The sequence below is a fragment of the Okeania sp. SIO2C9 genome (genome assembly GCF_010672455.1).
Classification (GTDB): Bacteria; Cyanobacteriota; Cyanobacteriia; order Cyanobacteriales; family Microcoleaceae; genus Okeania.
The window spans coordinates 221,518-244,768 of sequence record NZ_JAAHGO010000004.1 but is presented as its reverse complement, the minus strand read 5'-3'; the positions used below and the strand labels follow the sequence as shown (position 1 = coordinate 244,768).

18 protein-coding genes and 2 pseudogenes are annotated in these 23,251 nt (G+C 35.4%); 3 read left to right on the top strand and 17 right to left on the bottom strand.

Going from position 1 to position 23,251, the window contains the following annotated elements; translation table 11 throughout:
• The first annotated feature begins 5 nt into the window (after positions 1-5).
• Both F6K23_RS05175 and F6K23_RS05170 read left to right on the top strand, forming a co-directional pair.
• The gene (locus F6K23_RS05175) at positions 6-206 is read left to right on the top strand and encodes a hypothetical protein (RefSeq protein ID WP_293151516.1); all 201 of its coding nucleotides are present in this window, start codon (positions 6-8) and stop codon (positions 204-206) included.
• A 433-nt stretch (positions 207-639) separates the two neighbouring features.
• Entirely contained in the window at positions 640-1,191 is a 552-nt protein-coding gene (locus F6K23_RS05170; RefSeq protein WP_293151513.1) for a hypothetical protein, read from the top strand.
• Between the two features lie 574 nt (positions 1,192-1,765).
• Here F6K23_RS05170 and F6K23_RS05165 read toward each other — a convergent pair.
• The 8 genes and pseudogenes from F6K23_RS05165 to F6K23_RS05130 all read right to left on the bottom strand — a co-directional run bounded on the left by F6K23_RS05165 (position 1,766) and on the right by F6K23_RS05130 (position 14,927).
• Entirely contained in the window at positions 1,766-2,518 is a 753-nt protein-coding gene (locus tag F6K23_RS05165; RefSeq protein WP_293151510.1) for a cobalt-precorrin-6A reductase, read from the bottom strand.
• 223 nt (positions 2,519-2,741) lie between these two features.
• On the bottom strand, positions 2,742-5,018 hold the full coding sequence (locus tag F6K23_RS05160) for an ATP-binding protein (RefSeq protein ID WP_293151507.1): 2,277 nt from the start codon (positions 5,016-5,018) through the stop codon (positions 2,742-2,744).
• A 1,221-nt stretch (positions 5,019-6,239) separates the two neighbouring features.
• A complete protein-coding gene (locus F6K23_RS05155; protein ID WP_375340734.1) occupies positions 6,240-7,649 on the bottom strand; it encodes an ABC transporter substrate-binding protein in 1,410 nt (469 codons plus the stop codon).
• Between the two features lie 33 nt (positions 7,650-7,682).
• Positions 7,683-9,158 (bottom strand): ABC transporter substrate-binding protein, encoded by a 1,476-nt coding sequence (locus tag F6K23_RS05150; RefSeq protein WP_293151503.1) that lies wholly within the window; start codon positions 9,156-9,158, stop codon positions 7,683-7,685.
• Positions 9,115-10,494, bottom strand: coding sequence for an ABC transporter substrate-binding protein (locus F6K23_RS05145; RefSeq protein WP_293151500.1), 1,380 nt, complete (start codon positions 10,492-10,494; stop codon positions 9,115-9,117). The genes F6K23_RS05150 and F6K23_RS05145 overlap by 44 nt, the downstream gene beginning before the upstream one ends.
• A 1,040-nt stretch (positions 10,495-11,534) precedes the next feature.
• Positions 11,535-13,169 (bottom strand): apolipoprotein N-acyltransferase, encoded by a 1,635-nt coding sequence (lnt, locus tag F6K23_RS05140; protein ID WP_293151497.1) that lies wholly within the window; start codon positions 13,167-13,169, stop codon positions 11,535-11,537.
• A 213-nt stretch (positions 13,170-13,382) separates the two neighbouring features.
• Positions 13,383-14,270: a metal ABC transporter permease gene (locus F6K23_RS05135; protein ID WP_293151494.1), complete on the bottom strand. Its 888-nt coding sequence runs from the start codon at positions 14,268-14,270 to the stop codon at positions 13,383-13,385.
• Between the two features lie 237 nt (positions 14,271-14,507).
• Positions 14,508-14,927, bottom strand: a pseudogene (locus F6K23_RS05130) (element excision factor XisH family protein).
• Between the two features lie 47 nt (positions 14,928-14,974).
• On the opposite strand from F6K23_RS05130, the gene F6K23_RS05125 reads away from it, so the two are divergent.
• Positions 14,975-16,288: an HNH endonuclease signature motif containing protein gene (locus F6K23_RS05125; protein ID WP_293151491.1), complete on the top strand. Its 1,314-nt coding sequence runs from the start codon at positions 14,975-14,977 to the stop codon at positions 16,286-16,288.
• Positions 16,289-16,655: 367 nt separating this feature from the next.
• Here the strand turns inward: F6K23_RS05125 and F6K23_RS05120 are convergent, their stop codons facing one another.
• The 9 genes and pseudogenes from F6K23_RS05120 to F6K23_RS41485 all read right to left on the bottom strand — a co-directional run bounded on the left by F6K23_RS05120 (position 16,656) and on the right by F6K23_RS41485 (position 23,225).
• Entirely contained in the window at positions 16,656-17,132 is a 477-nt protein-coding gene (locus F6K23_RS05120) for an AAC(3)-I family aminoglycoside N-acetyltransferase (RefSeq protein WP_293151488.1), read from the bottom strand.
• Positions 17,133-17,164: 32 nt separating this feature from the next.
• Positions 17,165-17,278: pseudogene (locus F6K23_RS05115) on the bottom strand (manganese ABC transporter ATP-binding protein); the annotation flags it as partial.
• A gap of 137 nt (positions 17,279-17,415) precedes the next feature.
• Positions 17,416-18,066 carry an SH3 domain-containing protein gene (locus tag F6K23_RS05110; protein WP_293151485.1) on the bottom strand — a complete coding sequence of 217 codons (651 nt, stop codon included), beginning with the start codon at positions 18,064-18,066 and terminating at the stop codon, positions 17,416-17,418.
• 384 nt (positions 18,067-18,450) lie between these two features.
• Positions 18,451-19,668: a M20 family metallopeptidase gene (locus F6K23_RS05105; protein WP_293151482.1), complete on the bottom strand. Its 1,218-nt coding sequence runs from the start codon at positions 19,666-19,668 to the stop codon at positions 18,451-18,453.
• A 149-nt stretch (positions 19,669-19,817) separates the two neighbouring features.
• Complete coding sequence (bioD, locus tag F6K23_RS05100) at positions 19,818-20,513, bottom strand: dethiobiotin synthase (protein WP_293151479.1); 696 nt, start codon at positions 20,511-20,513, stop codon at positions 19,818-19,820.
• Between the two features lie 554 nt (positions 20,514-21,067).
• The gene (locus F6K23_RS05095; protein ID WP_293151476.1) at positions 21,068-21,283 is read right to left on the bottom strand and encodes a hypothetical protein; all 216 of its coding nucleotides are present in this window, start codon (positions 21,281-21,283) and stop codon (positions 21,068-21,070) included.
• Between the two features lie 84 nt (positions 21,284-21,367).
• Complete coding sequence (locus F6K23_RS05090; protein ID WP_293151473.1) at positions 21,368-21,535, bottom strand: hypothetical protein; 168 nt, start codon at positions 21,533-21,535, stop codon at positions 21,368-21,370.
• A gap of 393 nt (positions 21,536-21,928) precedes the next feature.
• The gene (locus F6K23_RS05085; protein WP_367267622.1) at positions 21,929-22,843 is read right to left on the bottom strand and encodes an RNA-guided endonuclease InsQ/TnpB family protein; all 915 of its coding nucleotides are present in this window, start codon (positions 22,841-22,843) and stop codon (positions 21,929-21,931) included.
• Entirely contained in the window at positions 22,824-23,225 is a 402-nt protein-coding gene (locus F6K23_RS41485) for a helix-turn-helix domain-containing protein (RefSeq protein ID WP_367267621.1), read from the bottom strand. Before F6K23_RS41485 ends, F6K23_RS05085 begins: the two co-directional genes overlap by 20 nt.
• Positions 23,226-23,251: the final 26 nt, after the last annotated feature.

The following is a 23,251-nucleotide window of genomic DNA, read 5'->3' as shown; positions in this document are numbered from 1 at the left end:
TGAATATGATGCGGATCGCCTGGGTAAGTGATCGTTCTCACCTGAATCTTTACATATTCAGACTATGGAAAAAAACTCAAAGTTTAAGTGGTTTTACTCAATTACTGCATCTTAATTTTCTTTCAAACATCAGTACGATCGCTCTTGCCATTGCTAGTAAAGTTTTCCACAATAGTAAAAAAGCAAGTAATATCATGTCCGGTTGAACAGTGATAAATAAATAACTACGGAGTCCTCAGGAGTCAGGAGTCAGGAGTCAGGAGGAAAGAGGGAAGAAAGAAGAAGAACTGGAGTTGAAGGAGAAAGTTTTTTTATAACTAATTATCCGGACATGATATAATTCAGGACTTACGCGTGCAAAACCCTTGAAAACGCCATATGTAGGGGCGCAATTCGGCAGCTATGCGGAACGCAAATGCCATTCGCCCTCAATAGTAAAAAAGCAAGTAATTCAGGACTTACGCATGCAAAACCTTTGAAAACGCCATATGTAGGGGCGTCATTCGGATATCACTCGATAAGCGTGTCTGTGCGTAAGTCCTGTAATTTTTCTGCCACAGTCTAGAAGCTATAGAGTGCATAAGAACTTTTAAATTTACCCAACCAACAAATATTTGCTCCTTTTTACTAAATAAAACCATGACTAACATCTTTCAAAAATTATCTTTCGTTGCTACAAGTACAGTTCTCAGCTTATCAGTCATTAATACTAATCCTGTTAATGCAACTTCAATTATTTATGATTTTGAAGTTACTCCAGATTTTGGTCCTTTAGTAGGTGAAACATACTCTGGATTTTTTGAATTTGATGATTCTGCATTAATTGGAAGTGATGAAGAATTTTTATCTGTATCAGAACTCGGTTTCAATTTTCTGGGTGTTGACTACACTGAAACTAATGTTTTAGCCGATCCTGAAGCTGTATTTTTTGATGGTGACTTCTTAGGGCTGAGTTTTTCCGCAGAGGAATTCTCTTTTATAGCAGGTTTCTCTGACCTTGGTGAAGCTTGGTTTGCATACGATTCTCCAGAAGGAGTTGGTACAGGAGATATCACATACACTTTACGTCAAGATACCCCAGTATCTACACCTGAACCAACTGCTGTTTTCAGTTTATTAGCTTTAAGTGCGGCGGGTTGCAGTGGTGTTTTGAAAAATAGAAAAACATCTTCATCAAAAGATGCAGCTTAACGAAGTCAGAAGTCAGAAGTCAGATAGGGGAGCCGCCGGATTGGCGAGGTACAGAAGTTATTTTTGTAACGGGGATTTGAGCTTCACTCCAAAAATATTTCGCCAGTCAAAGCGGGGTTGCGCGACTCATATTATTTTGATAATTTTCCAATATATCAGGACTTATATCATTTCCGGTTGAATAATTAGACTTTGGTGGAAGGAAAGCAGCTATGTATCCCCCCTACCCCCTGAGTGAAAGGCAGGGATATTTCATTCTCGATAGACACGGGGCGCACCAGACACACCAGACACGGGGATGGACGCTTTGAATTTATGATACTAAGTTTACTTTTCACCATTTTAGTCAGAGCAAAAGGGATGCTTAATTCGGGGTTGGTGAATCAAACTATGAATTAAGATATTTGGGCGAGCCGTAATCAAGATATGTAGGGACGTTGCATGCAACGTCCCTACCTATTCCCTATTCCTACAGCCACGAAAATCATAGCTAAATTCACCAACGCCCTTAATTCTAGTTTGAGAAGATATTAAAAAATGACGTTTTGTATCAGTTTAATGAAGCAGAAAAGACTCAATCACTATAACTTCTGAGCCAAGAAACTGCACTTTCTACATCAGTTACCTGTTTTCCATCAGGAAGAGGAGGGCGTTGGATCATTACTACTGGAATACCTAATTCCCGCGCCGCTATAATTTTGGGATATGTAGCATCGCCACCACTATTTTTACTGACGATCGCCTCAATCTTATATTTTTGTAAAAGCGATCGCTCTTCTAATAAGGAAAAAGGTCCACGTCTGGTCAATAGTTTTCCTGGGGGTATTGAGGTATTCAGTGGAGGTAGGTCTATCGTCCGCATTAAAAACCAAAGGTTTTGGAGATGAGCATAACTTGCTAATTCTTGACGACCGATGCTCAGAAATATTCTTTGAGCTAACTTTGGTAAAATTTCGACAACAGTTTCATTATTTTCAACTTCCACCCAGCGGTCGCCTTCTGTTTTTTTCCATGGTGGGGAGATGAGCATCAAATGAGGAATATTCAATTCTGAAGTGGCGATCGCTGCATTCCAAGAAATTTGTACTGCAAAAGGATGAGTTGCATCAATTAGCAAGTCTATTTGTTGTACCCGTAGATATTCTGTTAACCCTGGTACACCACCAAAATTCCCTATTCGCGTATGGGTAGATTTTATTGAAGGTTGACGAGTGCGACCAGCTAGAGAATTGATTACCTCTAACCCCGGTATTGTAGTAGCTAAAGCTGCGAGTTTCCATCCATTTCCAGTGCCTCCCAAAATCAGCACTCGTTTTTGTTTTGTCATGTTATAGGCAACAGGGAATAGGGAATAGGGAACAGGGAAAGAAAAACATAATAAAAAAGATGGAAAAAAGTTAAATTTTTAGAGTTTATGGAATTTATAATTTTTTTTATTGTAGCTGGATAGTACAAAGTTATATCAAATTGATAAATTTTTGCTACAAATAGCTAGGATATTTCTTAGGAGTCAACCCACCCCTCGCCCTTCCCCCTCCCAGGAGTGGAAGTTAGGAGAAAATAAAGAAGAACAAAGAGGAGGAGAAGGAGAAAGTTTTTTTATCACTAATTATATCAAATCTGTTTAATTCGGTATAAAAAAATGTTCCATCTTCAACCATTACCAAATATTTCTTGATCTCCCCATCTCCCCACCCTTCCCACACTCCCCACCCTTCCCACACTCCCCACCCTCCCCACCCTCCCCACACTCCCCACACTCCACACACTCCCCACACTCCCCCCACCCCCCACCCTTCCCACACTCCCTTTCCCCTACAATCCACACCCTCCAACTCTATCACAAATCCTATCCCCTGACCGACTACGGAATTACAGTAAAGTTTTCCCTGGTGTTTTTCCACTATAATTTGATAACTTAAAGATAATCCTAAACCCGTGCCTTTACCCACAGGTTTTGTTGTATAAAAAGGGTCAAATATTCGGTTTTTCTCTTCTTCTGGTATTCCCATTCCATTATCAGTAATATGGATAGCTATCCAATCTTTATTGATAACTTTAGTCTTAATTTTAATATAGGGTTGAATATTACAAAATAGAGAATTTGATTGTTCCCAAGACATTTCTAAAGCATCAATACCATTAGCTATAATATTCATAAAAACTTGATTTACTTGACCTGCCAAACATCTGAATAATGGCAAATAACCATATTCTTTAATAATATTAATTCTGGGAAATCCTACCTTGGGCTTGAGGCGACTTTGCAAAATTAGTAAAGTACTATCAATACCTTCGTGAATATCAACTTGTTTTTGCTGAGATTCATCGTGACGGGAAAATTTTCGTAGGGATAAAACTATTTGTTTAATCCTTTTAGAACCTTCTTCCATGGAAATAAGCAAATCAGGAAAGTCTTCTTGGATAAATTCCAGGTCTATTATATCTTGTTTCTCTGTAATTTCATCTCCTGGTTCTGGATAATATTGATGATAAAGCTTGAGTAAATCTAGTAAATTTTCAGCATAATTTTTAGCAGGTTGAATATTGCCGTAAATAAAGTTAACAGGGTTATTTATTTCATGGGCAACTCCAGCAACTAACTGACCTAAACTCACCATTTTTTCATTCTGAATTAATTGAGCTTGAGTTTCTTTTAATTTTTGAAGAGTTTGTTCTAGATCGGCATTTTTTTCTGTTAATTCTTGGGTTCTTTCCTCAACTTTAGTTTCTAAAACATGACTGTAATCAGATAATTGTTGATATGAATTTTTTAACTGTTGAATCATTTGATTAAAAGTTTGGGCAAGGAAACCAATTTCATTTTTAGTTATTACTGGTACTTTCTGGGTTAGATCCCCTGCACTTACTAATTTAGCTGTCTGAGCGATCGCTAAAATTGGTCGTACAATTTGATGGCCTAATAACAACATAACCACTGCCATTACTAAAGCTAATATCAAACCTACTAATAAAATCGAAGTAGCTAGATGACGAGCAGGTGCAAATGCTTCTGTTTGATGTATTTCTGCTAGTAATGCTAAATTGTGTTCTTTTAGCCACCGATAAACACCAATAACTGGCACACCTTTATAATTTCTATATAACCCTTTGCCATTATTGCCATTCATCGCAGCATTAATAGCATCACTTTCAATACTATCAGGAAATTCTTCAGAACCAAATTTTGTGGCTGAAACTAATGCATATCTCCTCGATAAACTACTACCAATATTCCCCACTAAATAGGTTTCAACTGTCTCTCCTAACTCTGATTGTTTGCGAATAATACTATCAATTCTTTCCAAGTTAAGGTGGCTAGCTAACATTCCTAATTGCTTACCATTTTTACTGAGAATAGGAGTAGCAAAAGTAATCATTGGTTGACCTATTTCAACAGAGGGGTAAAAATTTGATATTAAGTTATCTTTGGGAGTTTTTGTAACTTCGCTATATTGTACTAGAGGTTGATATTTGCCGATTTTATTAGGATTACTAGAAACTAAAATTCTACCACCTCTGGTTAAGATAAAAATTTCTTGTAAACTACCAATATTAGTGGTAAAAGATGTTAAAGAAGTTTGCAGTGAGGTTTGAGCATATTTATATTCTGATGTAGATTTTTTGGTTGTTAGTAGGATTTTTGCTCGGTTACTAATTTCTGGTAATTCGGCAATCGCTAAGATATTTTTACGTTGGTCTAAAATCCAACGATTAAGTTCATTTTCTTTAAGTTTGGCAGCAAAGCTAAGGCGTTCAAATACTGATTCTTTTAAAGATGCTCTTGCTTGACTAAAGGTTGTATATCCGACAATTGATATTGTCATTAGCGACAATATTAAAAAAGAACCTACAATCTGAATTAGGAGGCTTTTTTTCCAGAAATACATGATTCTAGATCCTCATTTTTTCATCTAAAATTTTTCTCTGTTTCAAGAAGTAGTTATACCAATTCCTAAAAGTAATGCTATACTTAGGTAATATTTCAGCCATTAAGTAATTAACACAGGTAAAATATTTTTTTTGTTAATTTGAGTCAAGTTAATGTTAATTATTCTTATGTTTACTTCTCCTCCACTCCCCTACTACTCTACTCCTCTACTCAAGAAAATGTAGAAAAGTTTTTGAGAAATGGTATTAGTTAGGGGAGCTGTCGATAGGGCTACATACAGAGCATTAGCAGAAGCTCTAACATCGCAAATTGCCATTTGCTGAAAGTAGGACTGAGAATAGGGTTAATGGGGATTTAAACTCCACTAACTGTATTAACGGCCTGTAGACGGTGGGGTATTAAACCCATAAGGTAAAAGATCGAATATTTCTTTAATTTGGTTAATAGCTACATTAATTATTTAAGTTGGGGATAAATCTTCAATTAAAATTTTTTGCATTGCTTGACCCCAAATGTTTTCTGAATATATTTGAGAATGAGCATGATTAATCGAATTATTAAATCAACGAGTTTTACAAAAAAAATAAGCTCTCAAGCTTCCCATTTTAAGGGGGTAAAAAAGAAAATCAGGCATTTTCTCGCCTCCCTATTGCAGGAAATACTTATAACTGAAATGACCTTCAGTAAACTGTTGAGATGCTAGAGAAATAGAGAGGTCTTTTATCTCGCTCCAAACAATGTCTTCCCATAGTTGATAAATTATCTAAAAATAGCGATCTTTGAAGCCTTTAATGTACTGATTATCGGCAACAAAATTATAGCCAAAAATTTATTTCTCATCATTATCATCTGGTTCTAAAATTATTATGCTTATCTTCAACAATTAATAATGAATAATGAATAATGAATAATTACCTCTCCTTGAAAAGAAGAGGATTGACAAATTCATGAAAATTTTTTTTTATTATCCCCTTAAAAGGGGAAAAAGCGGTCGATCTTCGCAGCTTCCCGAAGGGTGGGATGGCGATCTTCGGAGCGGGTCTGCAAGAACGGGTCTCCTCGCCATATCCAATTGACCAAGAAAATAAATAATATCTCCTGATATTCAATCAAGGACGGTTTTAACCAGAGGTAATTATCAATTATCAATTATCCATTATCCATTAATGAATGCTTCTCTAGTTTTCCACCGATCAAATATTTCTTTAATTAGTTGAATAGCTCGATCTGTTGCCTCAGTTGATGATAAACCATCAATTAACACTTTTTGCATAGCTTTAGTCCAAATATTTTCTGAATCTACTTGAGAATAAGCAGGGTTAATCGAATTCTCAAATAAGTGAGTCTTATATTTAGTAAATTGTTGAGATGCTACAGAAATATGGGGATCTTTTGTATCATGCCAAAATGGGTCTTCCCATAGTTGAGACATAATCGGAAAATAGCGACCTTTACTACCTTTAATATAAGCTCCTAAATTCTCTGGTTGTATTAAATATGATAAAAATTCTTTCGCCAGCTTTGGATGAGCAGAAGATGTAAAAATTAAAGGTTTTTTGACAGATACTAAATATCTAGGTTCTGCTCCATTTGGATTATTTGGAAACTTAATAGTTCTCATTTGATTTAAGTAAATTTCTTCGTCTTCTTGTTGAGAACCAGGAATTGACATAGTTACATTAATTGTCATTAAAGTTTTGCGATTGAGGAAATTAGTATTATTATCAGAATTTAGCCAATTAACTGCATTAGGTGGTACATATCCATTTTTATAAAAGCTAGTATACCAGTCTAAAATCTCAATTATTTTTTGTCTTATAGCTGGTTTATCTATTTGTAATTTGCCTTGTTTATCTAATATTTGTACATTGTTGGCCTCCAATATTTGTTCAAATATAACATAAGTATCTGTACTATAAATAGACATAGGCAAACCCAAAGCGTAAATCTCACTATTATTTTGTTGAGATAAAACTTTTTGTGCATTCTGCCAAAATTGCCAAAAATCATCCCATTGTTTTGGTATTTCTTCACCTAAACCTGCATCACGAATTAAATCATGCCAGTAGTGAATATGAATACTTTGCTGCATTATTGGTACAGCATAATAAGAAGATTTAGACTCAATATTATTGTACAAATAAGCAGATTTCAGAGCAGTATCGCTGTATAAATTATTTACATATTCAATTATGTCTGAAACATCTACTAATTTTCCTTCCCACGCCCATTGGGGAGTTAAAGTATATTCTGCTCTTTCAGAGAAGAGAATATCGGGTGGTTTACCTTTTGCTAAAGCATCAATAGTGGCTTGTAATATATTATCCTCACTAAAAAATAAAAGTTCAACTTTGTTATTAGTTTTTTCTTGCCACTTAGTAATAATTTCTTTCAAAGCCTCATCCTGCTCTAGGTAATATCCCCGATTCCACCAAATTGTTAAAACTGCCTCTGACGGAAATTGTTGGAGATAATTGTTAGGTTTATTTACACTACAAGTAACTAAGATAAAACTGATTATAAACAACAAAATTATAGCCAAAAATTTATGTTTCACAATGATCATCTGCTTATAAAATTATTATGTTTCTTTAGTTTCTCACTGCTCGAATATTTCTTTAATTCGTTTAATAGCTCGATCTGTTGCCTCAGTTGGTGATAAACCATCAATTAAAATTTGCTGCATCGCCTTACTCCAAATATGTTCTATATAGACCTGAGCATAAACATGGTTTATAGAACTATCAAATAAGTGGGTTTGATGTTCTGTAAATTGTTGAGATGCGACGGAAATATGAGGGTTTTTTGTATCATGCAAAAATGGGTCTTCCCATAGTTGAGGCATAATTGGAAAATAGCGACCTTTACTACCTTTAATGTAAGGTCCTAAATTTTCTGGTTGTATTAAAAATGATAAAAATTCTTTCGCGAGGTGGGGATGAGCAGAAGATGTAAAAACTATAGGTTGTTTAATAGATACTAAATATCTAGGTTTGTCTCCATTTGGATTATTGGGAAATTCTATAGTTCTCATTTGATTTAAGTAAATTTCTTCATCTTCTTGTTGAGAACCAGGAATTGACATAGTTGGATTAATTGCCATTAAAGTTTCACGATTGAGGAAATTAGTATTATTATCAGAATTTAGCCAATTCATTGCGTTAGGTGGCACATATCCATTTTTATAAAAGCTAGTATACCAGTCTAAAATCTCAATGATTTTTTGTCTTATAGCTGGTTTATCTATTTGTAATTTTCCCTGTTTATCTACTATCTGTACATTGTTAGCCTCCAAAATTTGTTCAAATATAATATAAGTATCTGAAGCATCGATAGACATGGGCAAACCCAAAGCATAAATATTACTGTCATTTTGTTGACGCAAAATTTTTTGTGCATTCTGCCAAAATTGCCAAAAATCATCCCATTGTTTTGGTATTTCTTCACCTAGACCAGCATCACTAATTAAATCATGCCAGTAGTGAATATGGACACTTCCTTGCATTATTGGTACAGCATAATAAGAAGATTTAGACTCAAAATTATTGTATAAATAAACAGAGTTTAGAGCAGCATCTCCGTACAAATTTTTTATAGGTTTAATTACATCTGAAACATCTAATAATTTTCCTTCTGATGCCCATTGGGGAATTAAAGTATACTCTGCTCTTTCAGAGAAAAAAATATCAGGTGGTTTACCTTTTGCTAAGGCATCAATACCTACTTGTAAAATATCATCCTCACAAAAAAATAGAAGTTCAACTTTGTGGTTAGTTTTTTCTTGCCACTCAGTAACAACTTTTTGTAAAGCCTCATCTTCCTCTAGGTAGTATCCCCGGTTCCACCAAATGCTTAAAACTGCCTCTGATGGCTCTGGTTGGAGAGAATTTTGAGGTTGATTTACACTACAAGTAACTAATATTAAACTGAGTATAAATAGCCAAATTACAGAAAATAATTTACGTCTCATAATTATTATTCTTTTCTCAGATACTTCAATTAAAATTCTCACTCTAAACTTATTGACTGCTTTACCATTGAGCAAATATTTTTTGTATTTTAGCAATTGCTTCATTGGCGGCATCTGTTGTTGATAATCCATCAACAATTACTCTTTCAATTGCCTGACCCCAAACATTTTCTGAGAATACTTGAGAGTAAGCCGGATTAAGTACATAATTCAATGGTCGATTTCCGCCTTCTTGGTATTGTTTAACTGCTACAGAAATATGAGGATCTTTTTTGTCTTGCCAAAATTTATCTGATAATAATTGTGGCATTACTGGAAAATATCTTCCTCCTGAAAGTTTCAGATATTTACCTATGTTTTCTGGGAGAATTAAAAAGGATAAAAAATTCTTTGCTTTCTGTAAATTAGGAGATGATACAAAAGTAAGTATTTGTTTAATAGATACAAGATATTCTGGTGGTTCTCCATCCGGATCATTAGGAATTTTTATTGTTTTAATTTGATTATGATAAATTTCTCTATCTTCTTTTTGAGAAGCAGGAATTGATAAAGTAGGATTAACTACCATTAACAAGTTACGATTGAGGAAATTAACGTTATTATCTACTGGCAACCATTTAACTGCATCTGGCGGTATATATCCATCTTTATAAAGATTAATAATCCAATTTAATGCTCTAATTATTCCTTGGCGAACTTTGGGTTCATTTACTAGAAGTTTTCCATTTTTATCTAATAAATTAATATCATAAGCTGCTAATATTTGTTCAAACTCGTAAAAGGTATCATTAGAAGCTGCAGACATAGCTAAACCAATACCATATATTTGTGATTGATTTTTATGGGGGATTATATCTTGAGCATTTTGCCAAAACTGCCAAAATTCATCCCATTCATTAGGGATATCTGATGCTTTTAAATTAATCTCTTTGAGCAAGTCTTGCCAGTAATGAATGTGTAGAGCTTGTTGCTGAATTGGCACTGCATAATAACTGCGTTTTTTAGTTACATTATTATTGAGATAAACAGAGGCAAGAGCCGCTTGACTGTAGAGAGATTTAACAGGTTCAATCACATCAGAAACATCTGCTAATTTACCTTCCCACGCAAGACGGGGACTCATGGCAAATTCCACCCTACGATTGTAAACAATGTCTGGAGGATTTCCTGCTGCTACAGACTCAAGAGCCATTTCTAAATTTTTATCATCTTGTAATAAAATAAGTTGAGCGGGATAACCGTTTTTTTTCTCCCAATTACTAACTATTTGTTGAATCGCTTCATCCTCTTCTGGATAGAAACCTTTTGTCCACCAAATTGTTAATGGAGTTGTTTCTGTTAAAGGTGTTTTTTGAGAGTCTAATTTAGAAGGTTGTTTGGCACAGGTTACGAAGAATAAACTGACCAGAAAAAATATATATATCAACAATTTTTTATTCATTTGTTTTGATTAATTATTGTTTTATCAAAATAACATGGGTCGCGCAACCCCGCCTTTTAAGGCGATCGGGTTTTTGGAGAGTTGCTCAAATCCCCTACTTCCCCTCCACGGTCGGGGGAGGGTCTAGGGGTGAGTTAATATCATGTCCGGTAGCATCGGTCTTGTATAGTAAATAGGCAACAGGCAACAGGCAACAGGCAACAGGCAAGAAAAAACTTAAATTTCCTGTAGATATCCACGCTAACTTTTACACAAACGATACCAACGGACATGATATAACTTCTGTACGTCGCCAATCCGACAGCTCCCCTATCTGACTTCTGACTTCGTTAAAGCAACTGCCATTACTGCTGTTGACTTATAGAACCCATTTGAGAACTACACAATTATGTAGTCAAGTCTTTTCGCGCATCAATTTTGAGGAAAAATCATCAGCAAGGAGTGTTGAATTTTTTGTATTATTTCTCCCCACATCTTCCCTCTTACCTCCTGTCTCCTGTCTCCTGTCTCCTGTCTCCTGACTCCTTGCTAAATTTATGAAGATACGATCGGAGGTTCTATAGAATATCTAAAATAACGGAATATCGGTTGTGCAGAGCGTAAAGTGTGGGATAAGTAAGTAGGGCTAATAATCATCTAAAAGCACTGTCAGGAGTGAGTTTTTCGGATTTTTGTCGGGAAAAAAGTGCAAATTTTTCAGCCTTTAATATCAAATCCGTTTAATTGGACATCAAAAAAATCTCGAATCGTCATCACTAATAAATGTTTGTGATTCTTTCTCCTCCTGAGGAGTGAGGACTGTCTCATGGTTGAGTTAACCAATCTATAACTGTTTAACCGGATTTGAGATCAGACCATAAAAGCTATGATCAGTGGCAGACTTGCACAAAAAGATACAGCTACAGTTATTTCTTCTACTTCCCACCCTCCCCATACTTCCCACCCTCCCCACACTTCCTTGACGCACTACCGGAATATCAATAATCAACCTTCCTCCTTCTCTTCTAGATAACTAAATGTCTTCTTCCTTCTTACTTCTGCTATATTTTTGACCAGATAATTATTTTTATTAAAATTCCTGCCATCACTAATACTGGTGTTAACAAATCACCCCATTTTACATATAAAGTTTGGGTATTTCGCCGATAAATTGTGGTTGAATAAGTTTCATAAGTATTAATTCCAGATAGCCAAATTGTTCTACCGTGAGGGTCTACTATTGCAGAATAACCTGTATTAGTTGCTCGTACCGTCCATCTATCATTTTCAATTGCCCGCATTACATCTTGAGCATGATGTTGAGCTGGCATTGTGGGACTATAATGAGCGTTATTCGCTGCTGTTAAAATAAATTCTCCCCCTGCTGCGGTTTGTCTTTGAAATACTTGGGAAAAAGCTGAATCATAACAAATTCCAACTATTGCTTTGCCAAAGGGTGTCTCAAATATTTGGTCTGTTTTTCCAGGTACTAAATGAGCGTCTAAAGGTGAGAGTCTATCTATTAGTTTTCCTAAGACTTCATTGAAAGGAATAAATTCTCCTAAAGGTACTAATTTAATCTTGTCGTAACGACTAAAAATTTCTCCTGTATTATCTATAGTAAATAAACTGTTAGTCAGATTATTATCTTGTTTGCCATAACCACCGACCCAAGCTACTACTTCTTTGTCTAAAATTGCTTGATAAAAAGAAAGGAATCTACGATTATTTTGATTTGTCCACAAAAAAGGTAAAGCTGTTTCTGGTGTTAATACAGCATCAACATTTTGGTCTGCTAACTTTTTATATCCTGTGGTATAACCTTCCACAGCACGATACCAACCTGTAGAATTAAACTTAATTTCATTAGGAATATTTCCTTGAATAATTCCCACTTTTAATGCTGTTTCTGAATCGGGATTTAAAGGAATATTATATAGACTAAATCCTACGATGTGGAAAAATAGTAAGGTTGCGATCGGAAGGAAGAAGGAATAATGAATAATTAATAATGAATAATTAATAATGAATAATGAAGGTTTAAAAAATAGGTTAAGTTTATCTGAATTATTTTGTTTTTTCCAAAATTTAATTGATTGAAAAACTTCTGAGTTTCCCTGTGATTTTGCTTGAATAAAAGCTTCCCCAAATAAAGCATTTACCGTAATAATAGCTGCCGTAACTGTAATTGGTCCTGATAATTGACTAAGGTGTAAAATTACTAAATTATAGTTGCTCTGAGTCAAAGATAAAGAAGTCCACCAAAGACTTCCTAAACTCCAGATTTTCTCTAAACAACACCATAAAGTTATACCTAATAAAACTCTGGCGAATGAGAATATTTTCTCTGAGGAAGATGTAGGAGTTAAAACTCCAAATAAATAAGCCCAAATAGCAACTAAAATTGCTCCCCAAAGAGTGATAAAAATCCAACAAAATATAGCGATCGCTAAACTAGCTAACCAAGGAACTCCTAACCAGGTCATGGGATGAATTCCGGTTATCCAAAATAAAGCTACACCGTGATAACCTATTCCCCAAACTAAACCTAATAAAAATTTATCAAAGTATTTTTCTTGTTGAATTACTAACACCCACAGAGGAGCTAGAGCTACCCATCCGAGAAACCATGCGTTTACTGGTGCTGTGGTCATTCCCATAAAAATGCCACTAATAAATGTTATGAATAATATCATTTTTATAAATGTTTGCTACAAATACTTAAGATGTTTTTAGTAGTCAGTAGTTATAGCAGGGAACAGGCAAAAGCGGTGCGACCCCGTGTCGCCGACAGACGCACCTAGTAGCGGACTAAGAGAGGCAATAGTGGGAAAAGTATTTCTGTGTCTAAAGTTCATCATTAATCTATGTCCTAACCAACTCGTTCCTTGCTATAGGAGAAATCAAATTTACTTAATTAAATTTTTCAACTCCCGCCAAATAGAGGGTTGACTAGAAATTGATGTTGGATAAGTTAAAATTCCTTGAGTCGGACTGAATAAAAAAGCTAATATAAATAACCCAAATGATACTAATACAATTGCTGGACCTGATGGTAAATTATAGAAGTAGCTAATATACATTCCACTAATACTCGATAAAACCCCTATTCCTACCCCCCAAATCATTACTTGATACAATCTTTTAACTAATAGATAAGCTGTGGCTGCTGGTGTAATTAATAAAGACAAAACTAACACTACTCCTACTGCTTTAAGACTGGCTACAATTGTCAAACCAATTAACATCATTAGCCCCAAGTTTAATAAATTTACGGGTAAACCTACTGCTTGAGCGCCGAGGGGATCAAATGTGTAAAATAATAGTTCTTTGTACAGCAATACTACTACTAATAAAACAATCAAAGCAATAATTAATGTATCTCGCACATCCCCAATAGTTACGCCGAGAATATTGCCAAATAGAAAATGATTTAGGTCAATTTTATTGTCTTTCTGAATAATTGTAATTAGTGTAATTCCTAGTGCAAAGAAAGCAGAAAAAACTATCCCCATTGCTGCATCTTCTTTGATTGGCGATCGCGTCCTAATTAAATTAATTAAAATAGTACTAATTACTCCGGCAATAAATGCTCCAATAAAAATATTTGCCCCTACTAAAAAAGCAACAGCTAATCCTGGTAATACTGAGTGACTAATGGCATCTCCTAACAGAGCTAATCTTTGTACCATTAAATAACTACCTACTACTGCGCAGATAATTCCAACTATTATCGCGACTAAGAGCGATCGCTGCATAAAACTATATTGTAGTGGCTCTAGTAATGTTTCTAACATTATTGTAAATTTTTCCTTTTTTTATTTGTTTGATTATTTTGATTTTATAGCAAAAAATTAAGTAGTAAGTTAAAAAAATTTGAGATAATTAAGTAAAATTTTATAGTTACAGCAGATTTCAAGTATATAAAGTACAGATATTAATAATTAAATGTTCCCAGTGCGAGCATCTTGCTCGCGCGGGTGTACCTCACCAAAGTGGAATCCGCTGTATCAATATAATTTCACGATAGTTATCTAACTTATCCATTTAATTATTCTCCCAATTTTTTCATCAAAAATTATTAGAAGCAGTTGTATTTTATTAAGAATTAATTGACCTAATTTATCTTGAAAAATACTTTCATAAGCTTGCTGAATAACAGCAAAATAAAGTAAAAGTCCTGGTTCTAGCTCCGATAATACAGTTCGATAAATTTCATATTTTCCCACTGCTATTTGTAAATCGTTTATGGGAGAAATACCAATAAATTTTTTAATTTATACAGCAATTTTTTTACCCTGTTTTTCGGCAGCGATCGCTGTTTTTTTCTGCACCCAAATCAACATAAAGATGTTTACCTCCATAACCTAAATATAGAGGACGTGAGTAATTGTCCAACTATCTGTTTTTAAGGCTTTAACAAGCGTATTATGATAAATATCTCTAGCTGGCATTAGTTATTTAAAAAATAGTTCAGAGTATGTGCAACAGAAGTAAAGAGGTGCAAATTATCATACGACTAGCATTCGTAATAGATGGTAGTCATAGATTGAGTAGTTTGTCTGCTTGGGTAAATGATGATTATGGGGATGGGGATATTTCAAAATATTTTTACGATACCATGATTCCTGATGAACAAAAAGAAATTGCCGATCAAACAAGAAAGTTAGTTAATAAAAAAGTTGGCTCATATAGAGATTTTAGGTTAGCTCTTACACATCCTGATAAAGTTAAACCAGAAATTGTTGAATATTCTAAAAATTTAGCAGCATTGGCAATTCAGCTTCAATGGGTAGAAGGAGATGCAAGTAAAGCAGAAAACTCATATTTTAAAATTAATCAACAATCTGCACCAATTGATAAAACCGAACGAAAACTGCTTAAATCTAGAAGAAAGCCTAATAGTATAGCAGCACGTGCAATTATTAGAAGTGGTAAGGGTAATAAATATTGGTCATCTTTTTCAGATGAAATACAAAATCAAATACAAGAAATAGCAGAAGAAATAAATCAAATACTGTTTGAACCAAAATTACAAACTCCAATAAAAACCTTAGATGTTCCATTGGCTGGAAAGCTTTATTCCAATCAGACTCTATCACTAATTTTGGATTTTATAAATATAGTCAATAATATAGATTTTAACAATAAAGGACTTAATGATGATACAACAGGAGAAACAACAATAGAATTATTAAAGAAAACTAGAAGAATTGCGTATAAATTAAATAGTAATCATCCTTCATCTTTAGGGTTACATCCCATTGTATATTTTTATTCAAGGCAAGGAAGACATAGAACAGTATCTTTCTTGGCTATGGTAGATTTTCTGATAGTTCTAGATCGACAAAATAAGCTTAATAGTTTTATTAAGGTTAGAAAAGATTTTGAGGGATTTATTTTAGATTATGATTATTTAACTCAGCAAATATTATACAAAAAAAGAAGTGTTCAGGATAGCTATAAACATATATCTAATTTATTTCAAAAAGTAATTATTGGTTTAAATTCTCAAAATACTATAGAAAATATTATAAATGATATTACGTCTAATAGAGATTTTAATTATTTAAAAATTGGTCAAGAAAAGAAACAAGATAATTCATGCGAACAAGATTTCAAGACAAACAAAAAAAGCGAGATTTATATCAGAGATACACTCTCAAACGCACCTCGCTGTAAAATATGTAATGGATTTATCCATAGAAATTCTATCCATATAGATCATAAACAACGTAAACGAGATGGTGGATCAGCTACTGTAGATAATGGGCAAATTACCCATCCATACTGCAATAGTGGTTATAAAAATTGAATAGTAAGTAATTATCAACATTGCAGTGTAGGGTACTTCACTTCTACAAGACACTAACTGGGTAGGCACGAATTGCTGCATCTACTGTCGCAATAGTCAAACCATTTTGTAATTCTTGACAAATAATCATTCTGTCGAAAGGATCGCGATGTAATGGTGGCAGTTTAGCCAGTTGAAGTACACTACTTTATTCTCATTTTGCTATTGGCAATAGGTCTAATTTCAGCGATCGCTTGCTCAGATCGAATAATTACAAAGTTTCCCCCTCTTCGACTAAACGCAAATATTTCAGTGGGTCGCTTTGAATTTCATCAATAGTTACATTTAGCATGATAAAAAACCTCAGAATTTCTACAAAAACGATCGCTCAATAATCTTTTTTGACTACAATATCAAAGTGTAGGACATCTTCCCGCAAACCCCCAACGTTTCTATATAAATCTATTGCCGGATCATCACCGTAGTCAGCTTGAACAAAGATAACATAAGCTCCCCGATCGACAGCTATATTCTTGAGTGCGTCAATGAGCGCCATTGCTATACCTTGGCGACGGTGTTCAGTCGATACCGCCAAATCATATATATAAATCTCGCTGCGTTCTTGCTCAAATTTGTGAAGTTCATATGCTGCCAGACCACCCACCACCTCTTCATGTTTTAATGCAACCAACACGATAAAATAATCTCTGCTGAGTAGCTTACGAAGATAATCAGTTTCAGGTTTGACTTTGCAATAAGTTTCCACTTCATCAAACGCATCACCAAAAACATTGAGCAAGTCTTGCATTAGCTTTATATCTTTCTCAGATAGATGTTGAATGGTGATATTTTCTGTTGAGTTCATATTAATATATATCCCAAAACAAGATGGATACAAATAATATTTTCAGTCTTCTGGTCAACTCCAACAAACGGTTCATCAAAACAAAAAATATCGGCTTCCTTAATCAATGACCGTACCAAAAATGCTCGTTGTTGTTGACCGTCAGACCTTCTTATAAATTGGACATCTCCAAAAATTAAAAATAAAATCAATTATTATCTAGAAATTATCAATTACTCCTCCCTGTTCCCTGTTCCCTGTTCCCTGTTCCCTCTTTTCTGGAGATGTCTATTACTTAGCTAACTTAATTACATTGAATATAAGGTCTCCATACCCACCCCATTTGTTGAGGAGTTTGTACTGATTGAACATAAACCCACTTTGACTGAGACTCTTGTCCTGCTGGTGGTTCAGTAACTCTCAGTGGAGTATTTTTAGCAAAATTGAAAGGCATATTATAACCTTTGGCATTGGGAAAATCTCGCACTGGAATATTCGGATATTCGGGGGAACCTATTGCCCGACAAATTGTTCCTACTGGTACTCCACCTGTTCTATCTCCTGTATCGGGTAGTTGTGAACCAGAGCGTGTATTGCAATTTTGCAGATAGGGAGTATATACCCAACCTTGAGAATTATTCGGTCCAGTTACTTGTGTCCATTGTCCATCATTAGACCTATTTATGACTGTTACAGAAGTACCGTTATTAAAAAAGGCAATATTTCTACCTCCATTTGGCTGGTCTCGGAAATCTACACCTGCACGACTATCTGCTGGTGAAGACTGAAGCTGACAAACTTGTTGTTGAGCAAGTAATATTTGATTGGTCTGGTTAATCCATGGAGTCCACTGGTCTGCCATGGCAATAGTTGGCATTTGACTTCCTAATAAAGATAGAGAAGTAATTGTTAATATTCTTAGGTAATTTAGCTTTTGCTTGATGTTATTTTTCATAAATATTCTGAATTATTTGTAATCACAAGTTTAGCTACTGACTATATAAGTCTATATTTCTGATGTTTTGATTATTCTTAATACTTTATTTAGATAAAAACATCTTTTTTTAAAAGTAGCTTTATCTGTCTAACTTTTATATTTTAATATAAACAAAAATTTTGACAAGGGAGATTTACTAAATTAACAAAAATCCCTATTTGCGTAAATAAACCCATAAACTAAAGCACAGGAAATTAAGGAATTTAAGCCGGATTTAGAATCTAGGAAAAGTCTAAATACTTGTAGCAAACATTTTGGTATTACAGTAAACATAATATCAAAAAACCGGACTTTCTAAGACAAATCCGGTTAAAAATCAAAACGTTATTCGAGGAAAATAAGTTAACCCTGACTACAAAACTTCTCCACACAACGCATAAACATTTCTACTCCCATTCCTAGAGCAGTTTCATCAAAATCAAATCTAGGATGATGGTGCGGATAAGCTAAATTTTTCTCGGCATTTGCTGAACCCAAAAAGAAATAACAACCAGGTACTTCTTGTAGAAAAAATGACATATCCTCACCCCCCATAGTTTGACATTCTGGTACAACACCCGCAGGAGTTTCTATTAATAATTCAGCCACACTTCTAACCAAATCTGCCATTTTTTGATCGTTAATTAACGGGGGATAAAGAGGAATATAATTAAATTCATAACTCGCCCCGTGACTTTCACAAACTCCGGCAATAACTTGCTCAATTCGTTTAGCAAAATAATCTTGATAAGCCAAATTAAAATAGCGCACTGTACCAGCCATTCGGGCAGTATCAGCAATAACATTAAATGCCCGACCTGCTTTTAACTCCCCAACCGTCACAACCGCTGAATCTATAGGATTAATATTCCGAGCTACTATTGTTTGCAAAGCATTAATAATTTGAGCTGCAACTACCACAGAGTCTACAGTTTGATGAGGCATAGCTCCATGTCCACCTTTGCCCAAAATTGTGCAATTAAATCTTTCAGTAGCTGCCATTAAAGCACCACTGCGGACTCCTACTGTGCCGAGGGGTAGATTATTCCACAAGTGCAAACCAATGATGGCATCGACATCAGGATTTTTCAACACCCCCGCTTCAATCATTGGTTTAGCGCCTCCAGGTCCTTCTTCGGCAGGTTGGAAAATGATTTTTATGATCCCATTAAAATCTTGGCGATGGGTAGCGAGATAGTAGGCAGTACCTAGAGCGATCGCTGTATGTCCGTCATGGCCACAGGCGTGCATCACACCATTATGTATTGACCTATATGGCACATCGTTTAATTCTTGAATTGGCAAAGCATCTAAATCTGCCCTGATAGCTAATACAGGTCCTGGTTTACCGCTGTCAATAGTTGCGAGGATACCTGTTTTCGCAACGCCTATTTGATGTTCGATGCCCCACTCTTGCAATTTTTGGCAAATAAATTCCCCTGTTAAATATTCTTTGAAACCTAGCTCTGGTCTTTTATGGAGATGTCGTCGCCATTCAACTAACAAAGGTTGTAGTTCTCTAATTTCTGGACGCAGTTGAGATTGAGTAACGGAATTTGAGGTCGGAATAGTTGAAACCATATTTTTTATACTGAGTTATTAAATTTTGATTGTGGTTGGTCATTTCAGTTATCAGTTATCAGTTATCAGTTATCAGTACCGACCGCTAAAGCGTGAGGCTACGAAAATACTGAAGTTGATCTTTTTTTATCCCCTTGAAAGGGGAGGCTTTAGACCTTCTTTTTCGGTAAGGGCCAAAATTTCTCTAAATCTAAATTAGAGGCTGCTGTTGCTAATTTGTCTAGGTTGTTAATTTCTGGTAAATGTGGTATAATTCCACAGACTTGTACTTGAGTTAAGGATTGAATTAGCTCAACAGGAGTCCAGTCAGCAATTTCTTGCTCCGAGCAAGGTTTAACGCAGTTGAGGATAATGCCTCGGAGGTTAACCTTCATTTGACGAGCTAGAGCAACATTAGCTACAGTTTGAGCGATCGCGCCTAACTTTACTGGTACAACCAAAATAGTAGGTAAATGCCAATCCCTAGCTATATCTGCCACCATAAGTTCGTGAGTGACAGGAGAACCTAATCCTCCTAAACCCTCGACTAACACAAAATCTTTTTGTTGTCGTAATCTTGCGAAAGTTGACCATACCAAGTCTAATTGTACCAGACGACCTTCCCGTTCTGCAGCTACAGGAGGAGCAACTGGTGTTTCATACCATAAAGGGTTAATTTCGTCAAGAGATTGGTCTAGAGAAAATAATTTAGTGTAAAGTTCGCGATCGCCAATGCCAGTTTGAATGGGTTTAAATAAGCCTAAGTTGCGGTCTTTATGGTAAGTTTGCCAATAAGCAGCAAGAGCGAGGGTTAATATCGTTTTACCAGCGTCGGTATCGGTTGCAGTAATCAAAAGTTCTTTCAAAGCATTTACCCTGGAATATCATTTCTGGATCTCTCCATTGTAATATCTTTAGTACTTACCGGAAAATTGGGTTTAAAGCCTCCCCCTTTTAGGGGGACTTTTTGTTAATTAGGGCTGGCAAGTAATTTATTTGTCTGCTATAATTTGATAGTAGCATGATAGCGATCAAACTTTTCTATGCTCGTCTACCAGATGAAAATGCAAGGCACAGAAAATCAGTACCGAAAGCTAGATTCAGCTATTCGTAATTGTGGTTATGAAGCAGATAGGGGCGAAAATTAGGAAAGTAAGGCAGAAGGGTTAGAGAAGATTTGGGAAAAGTACCTTTTCATAACCGTATTTAGTACGAGCTGCCAAAATTCATACGATCGCGCGTGGGTAATACTTCAATGATTAAAGAATTAGCAGCATGATTCAATAACATAACGTTAAGAGTGATTATTAGCCAGTGAGTGTATCAGGAATTACGCACGATCACCAAATATAGTAGGGGTTAACGGCCGTCAACCCCTACAAATGGTTTATAATTTCGTCTGCGTGCGTAAATCCTGTATTTATGGTTCGCTACGATTTTCCAGATTCTCTACAGCATCTTCTGTACGTTCATTAGTATTCTTGGGCTTCAACCAACCAGGCCATAGCCCAACTATAAATTTTCGGCTTTGCAAGCTGGCACTTTGGATAGGTTGAGGCACAAATTCAAAGCTGTCACCGGCAGTTACAAAAACTATACTCACGATGACAAATAACCATATTAGATTCTTATTCATAAGCTGATATTAATTGGATTTATTTTTGATGTCTCCAGGGGTTAAAACACCCTAGATTCTAAGCGGATGTGGTGGGTGCGGGCGCTATTGCCACGCAACACACTGCTTACAATATTTTTTAGTCAGATTATCTAACCTATATCGTTGTGGAAGCATCAACACTTCCCTACCAACTTTGGCTAAATCTAAACTTAGCTGTGCTGCTACTTTTTTGATAATATTTCCAGCACCATTAGCATCGGCATTAATCAATTTACCGAAAAATTGTGGTTGAAAGCCTCCTCTTTTAAGAGGATAAAAAGCGGTCGTTTGCGCAGCATGACCTAGGATGGGATGGCTCCGAAACCTGCGCCATATCCAATGGACTCCTGTGAAAAAAAATTTTCATGAATTTGTCAATCCTCTTCAATTCATAGAGAGGTAATTATTCATTATTCATTATTCATTATTCATTGTTGAACTACTGTCGGAATTTGCTTGGGTCTTCAATTAATGGCACGGGTGCTAGGAGCATCAGTTTATCTATACTTTAACTCCAGATGTCACTGTTGCTATATTATGACAAGATACAGCAACAAAGCCGTCAAAAGTTGGAAGTTTCTGTAAATCAACTTTGGCAAAGTAGCTTATCAGAGCTAGAAAGCATTAATATTCCCAATTAATAGAAAGAAAAAAGTTAGTTGACATCCTCCCCGGCCTAAAAGGCGCGGGGATTCCTACCGAGCCGTAGCTCCTCGGTGGGTTGACGCTTTGCTGGCGCATAGCTCCGCTAACATTGGCTGCTGCTACTTTGGCAGTAGTCTTACACTTGCCTCCACGTCCGTTTAATGTCTCGGACTGCCCGCCCGCGACTAATATATTTATTGCTGCGTTTTCATCACGGTCGTGTTTTGCACCACAGTTTAGACACTCCCACTCTCGCACCTGAAGGTCTAATTTTCCACCTTTAAACCCACAGCATGAGCAGGTTTGAGATGTTGGCTCCCAACGACTAATTACTCTAAAATCACGACCATATTTTTCAGCAATTCCATCTAGGAATGTTCTGAAAGTTCTCCAACCTAAATCTGATATTGCTCTGGATAATTTGCGATTCTTAACCATACCAGAAACATTCAAATCTTCTAAAACAATTGTTTGGTTTTCACGAATTATTTTAGTAGATAATTTATGTAGAAAATCTGTTCTTGTATCTTTCAGTTTTGCATGGAATTTAGCTACTCTAATCCGTGCTTTTTCATACCTTTTAGAGCCTTTAGTTTTATGAGATAATGACTTACTTAACTTTCTTAATTTTTTAATTCGTTTCTTAAGTGGCTTAGGAGCATCAACCTTTGTACCATCACTAAATGTAGCAAAGGTAGAAATGCCTAAATCTATACCTACTGAATTATCAGTCTCAGGTAAGATTTCTGGTTGTATTTCTACTACAAAACTTAAGAAATATCTATTAGCTGAATCTTTAATTACTGTTACTGATGATGGAGCAGCAGGTAACTCTCTTGACCAAACTATCTTGATTTTTCCAACTTTGGCTCTTCTAGACTTTATGCTGACCAACTTTAAAACCTCCTTTTGTAAATCTTGCAGTTTGTTTTGACTTTCTACTTTTGAATTTAGGAGGTTTAACAGGTTTACCTTTTCTCTGGCCTTTAGTCGATTTAAAAAAGTTTTGATAAGCCTGGTTTAAATCATTTAAAGATTGCTGCAATGGTATAGCAGAAACTTCTGATAACCATTCTCTGTCTTCAGCCTTCTTAGCTTTAGTGATAAACTGTTTTTGTAGTTGAGAATTAGTGGGTTTCTTTTCTCCCGATCTATACTTTTGTTGACAACAAGCTAGGCTATCATTCCAAACCACACGGACCGAACCAAATAGTTTGGCTAATCGGTATTTTTGTCCCGGTTTTGGATATATGCGATACTTAAATCTAGCTTTCATAATTCCTATTTGAACTAACAGTATGA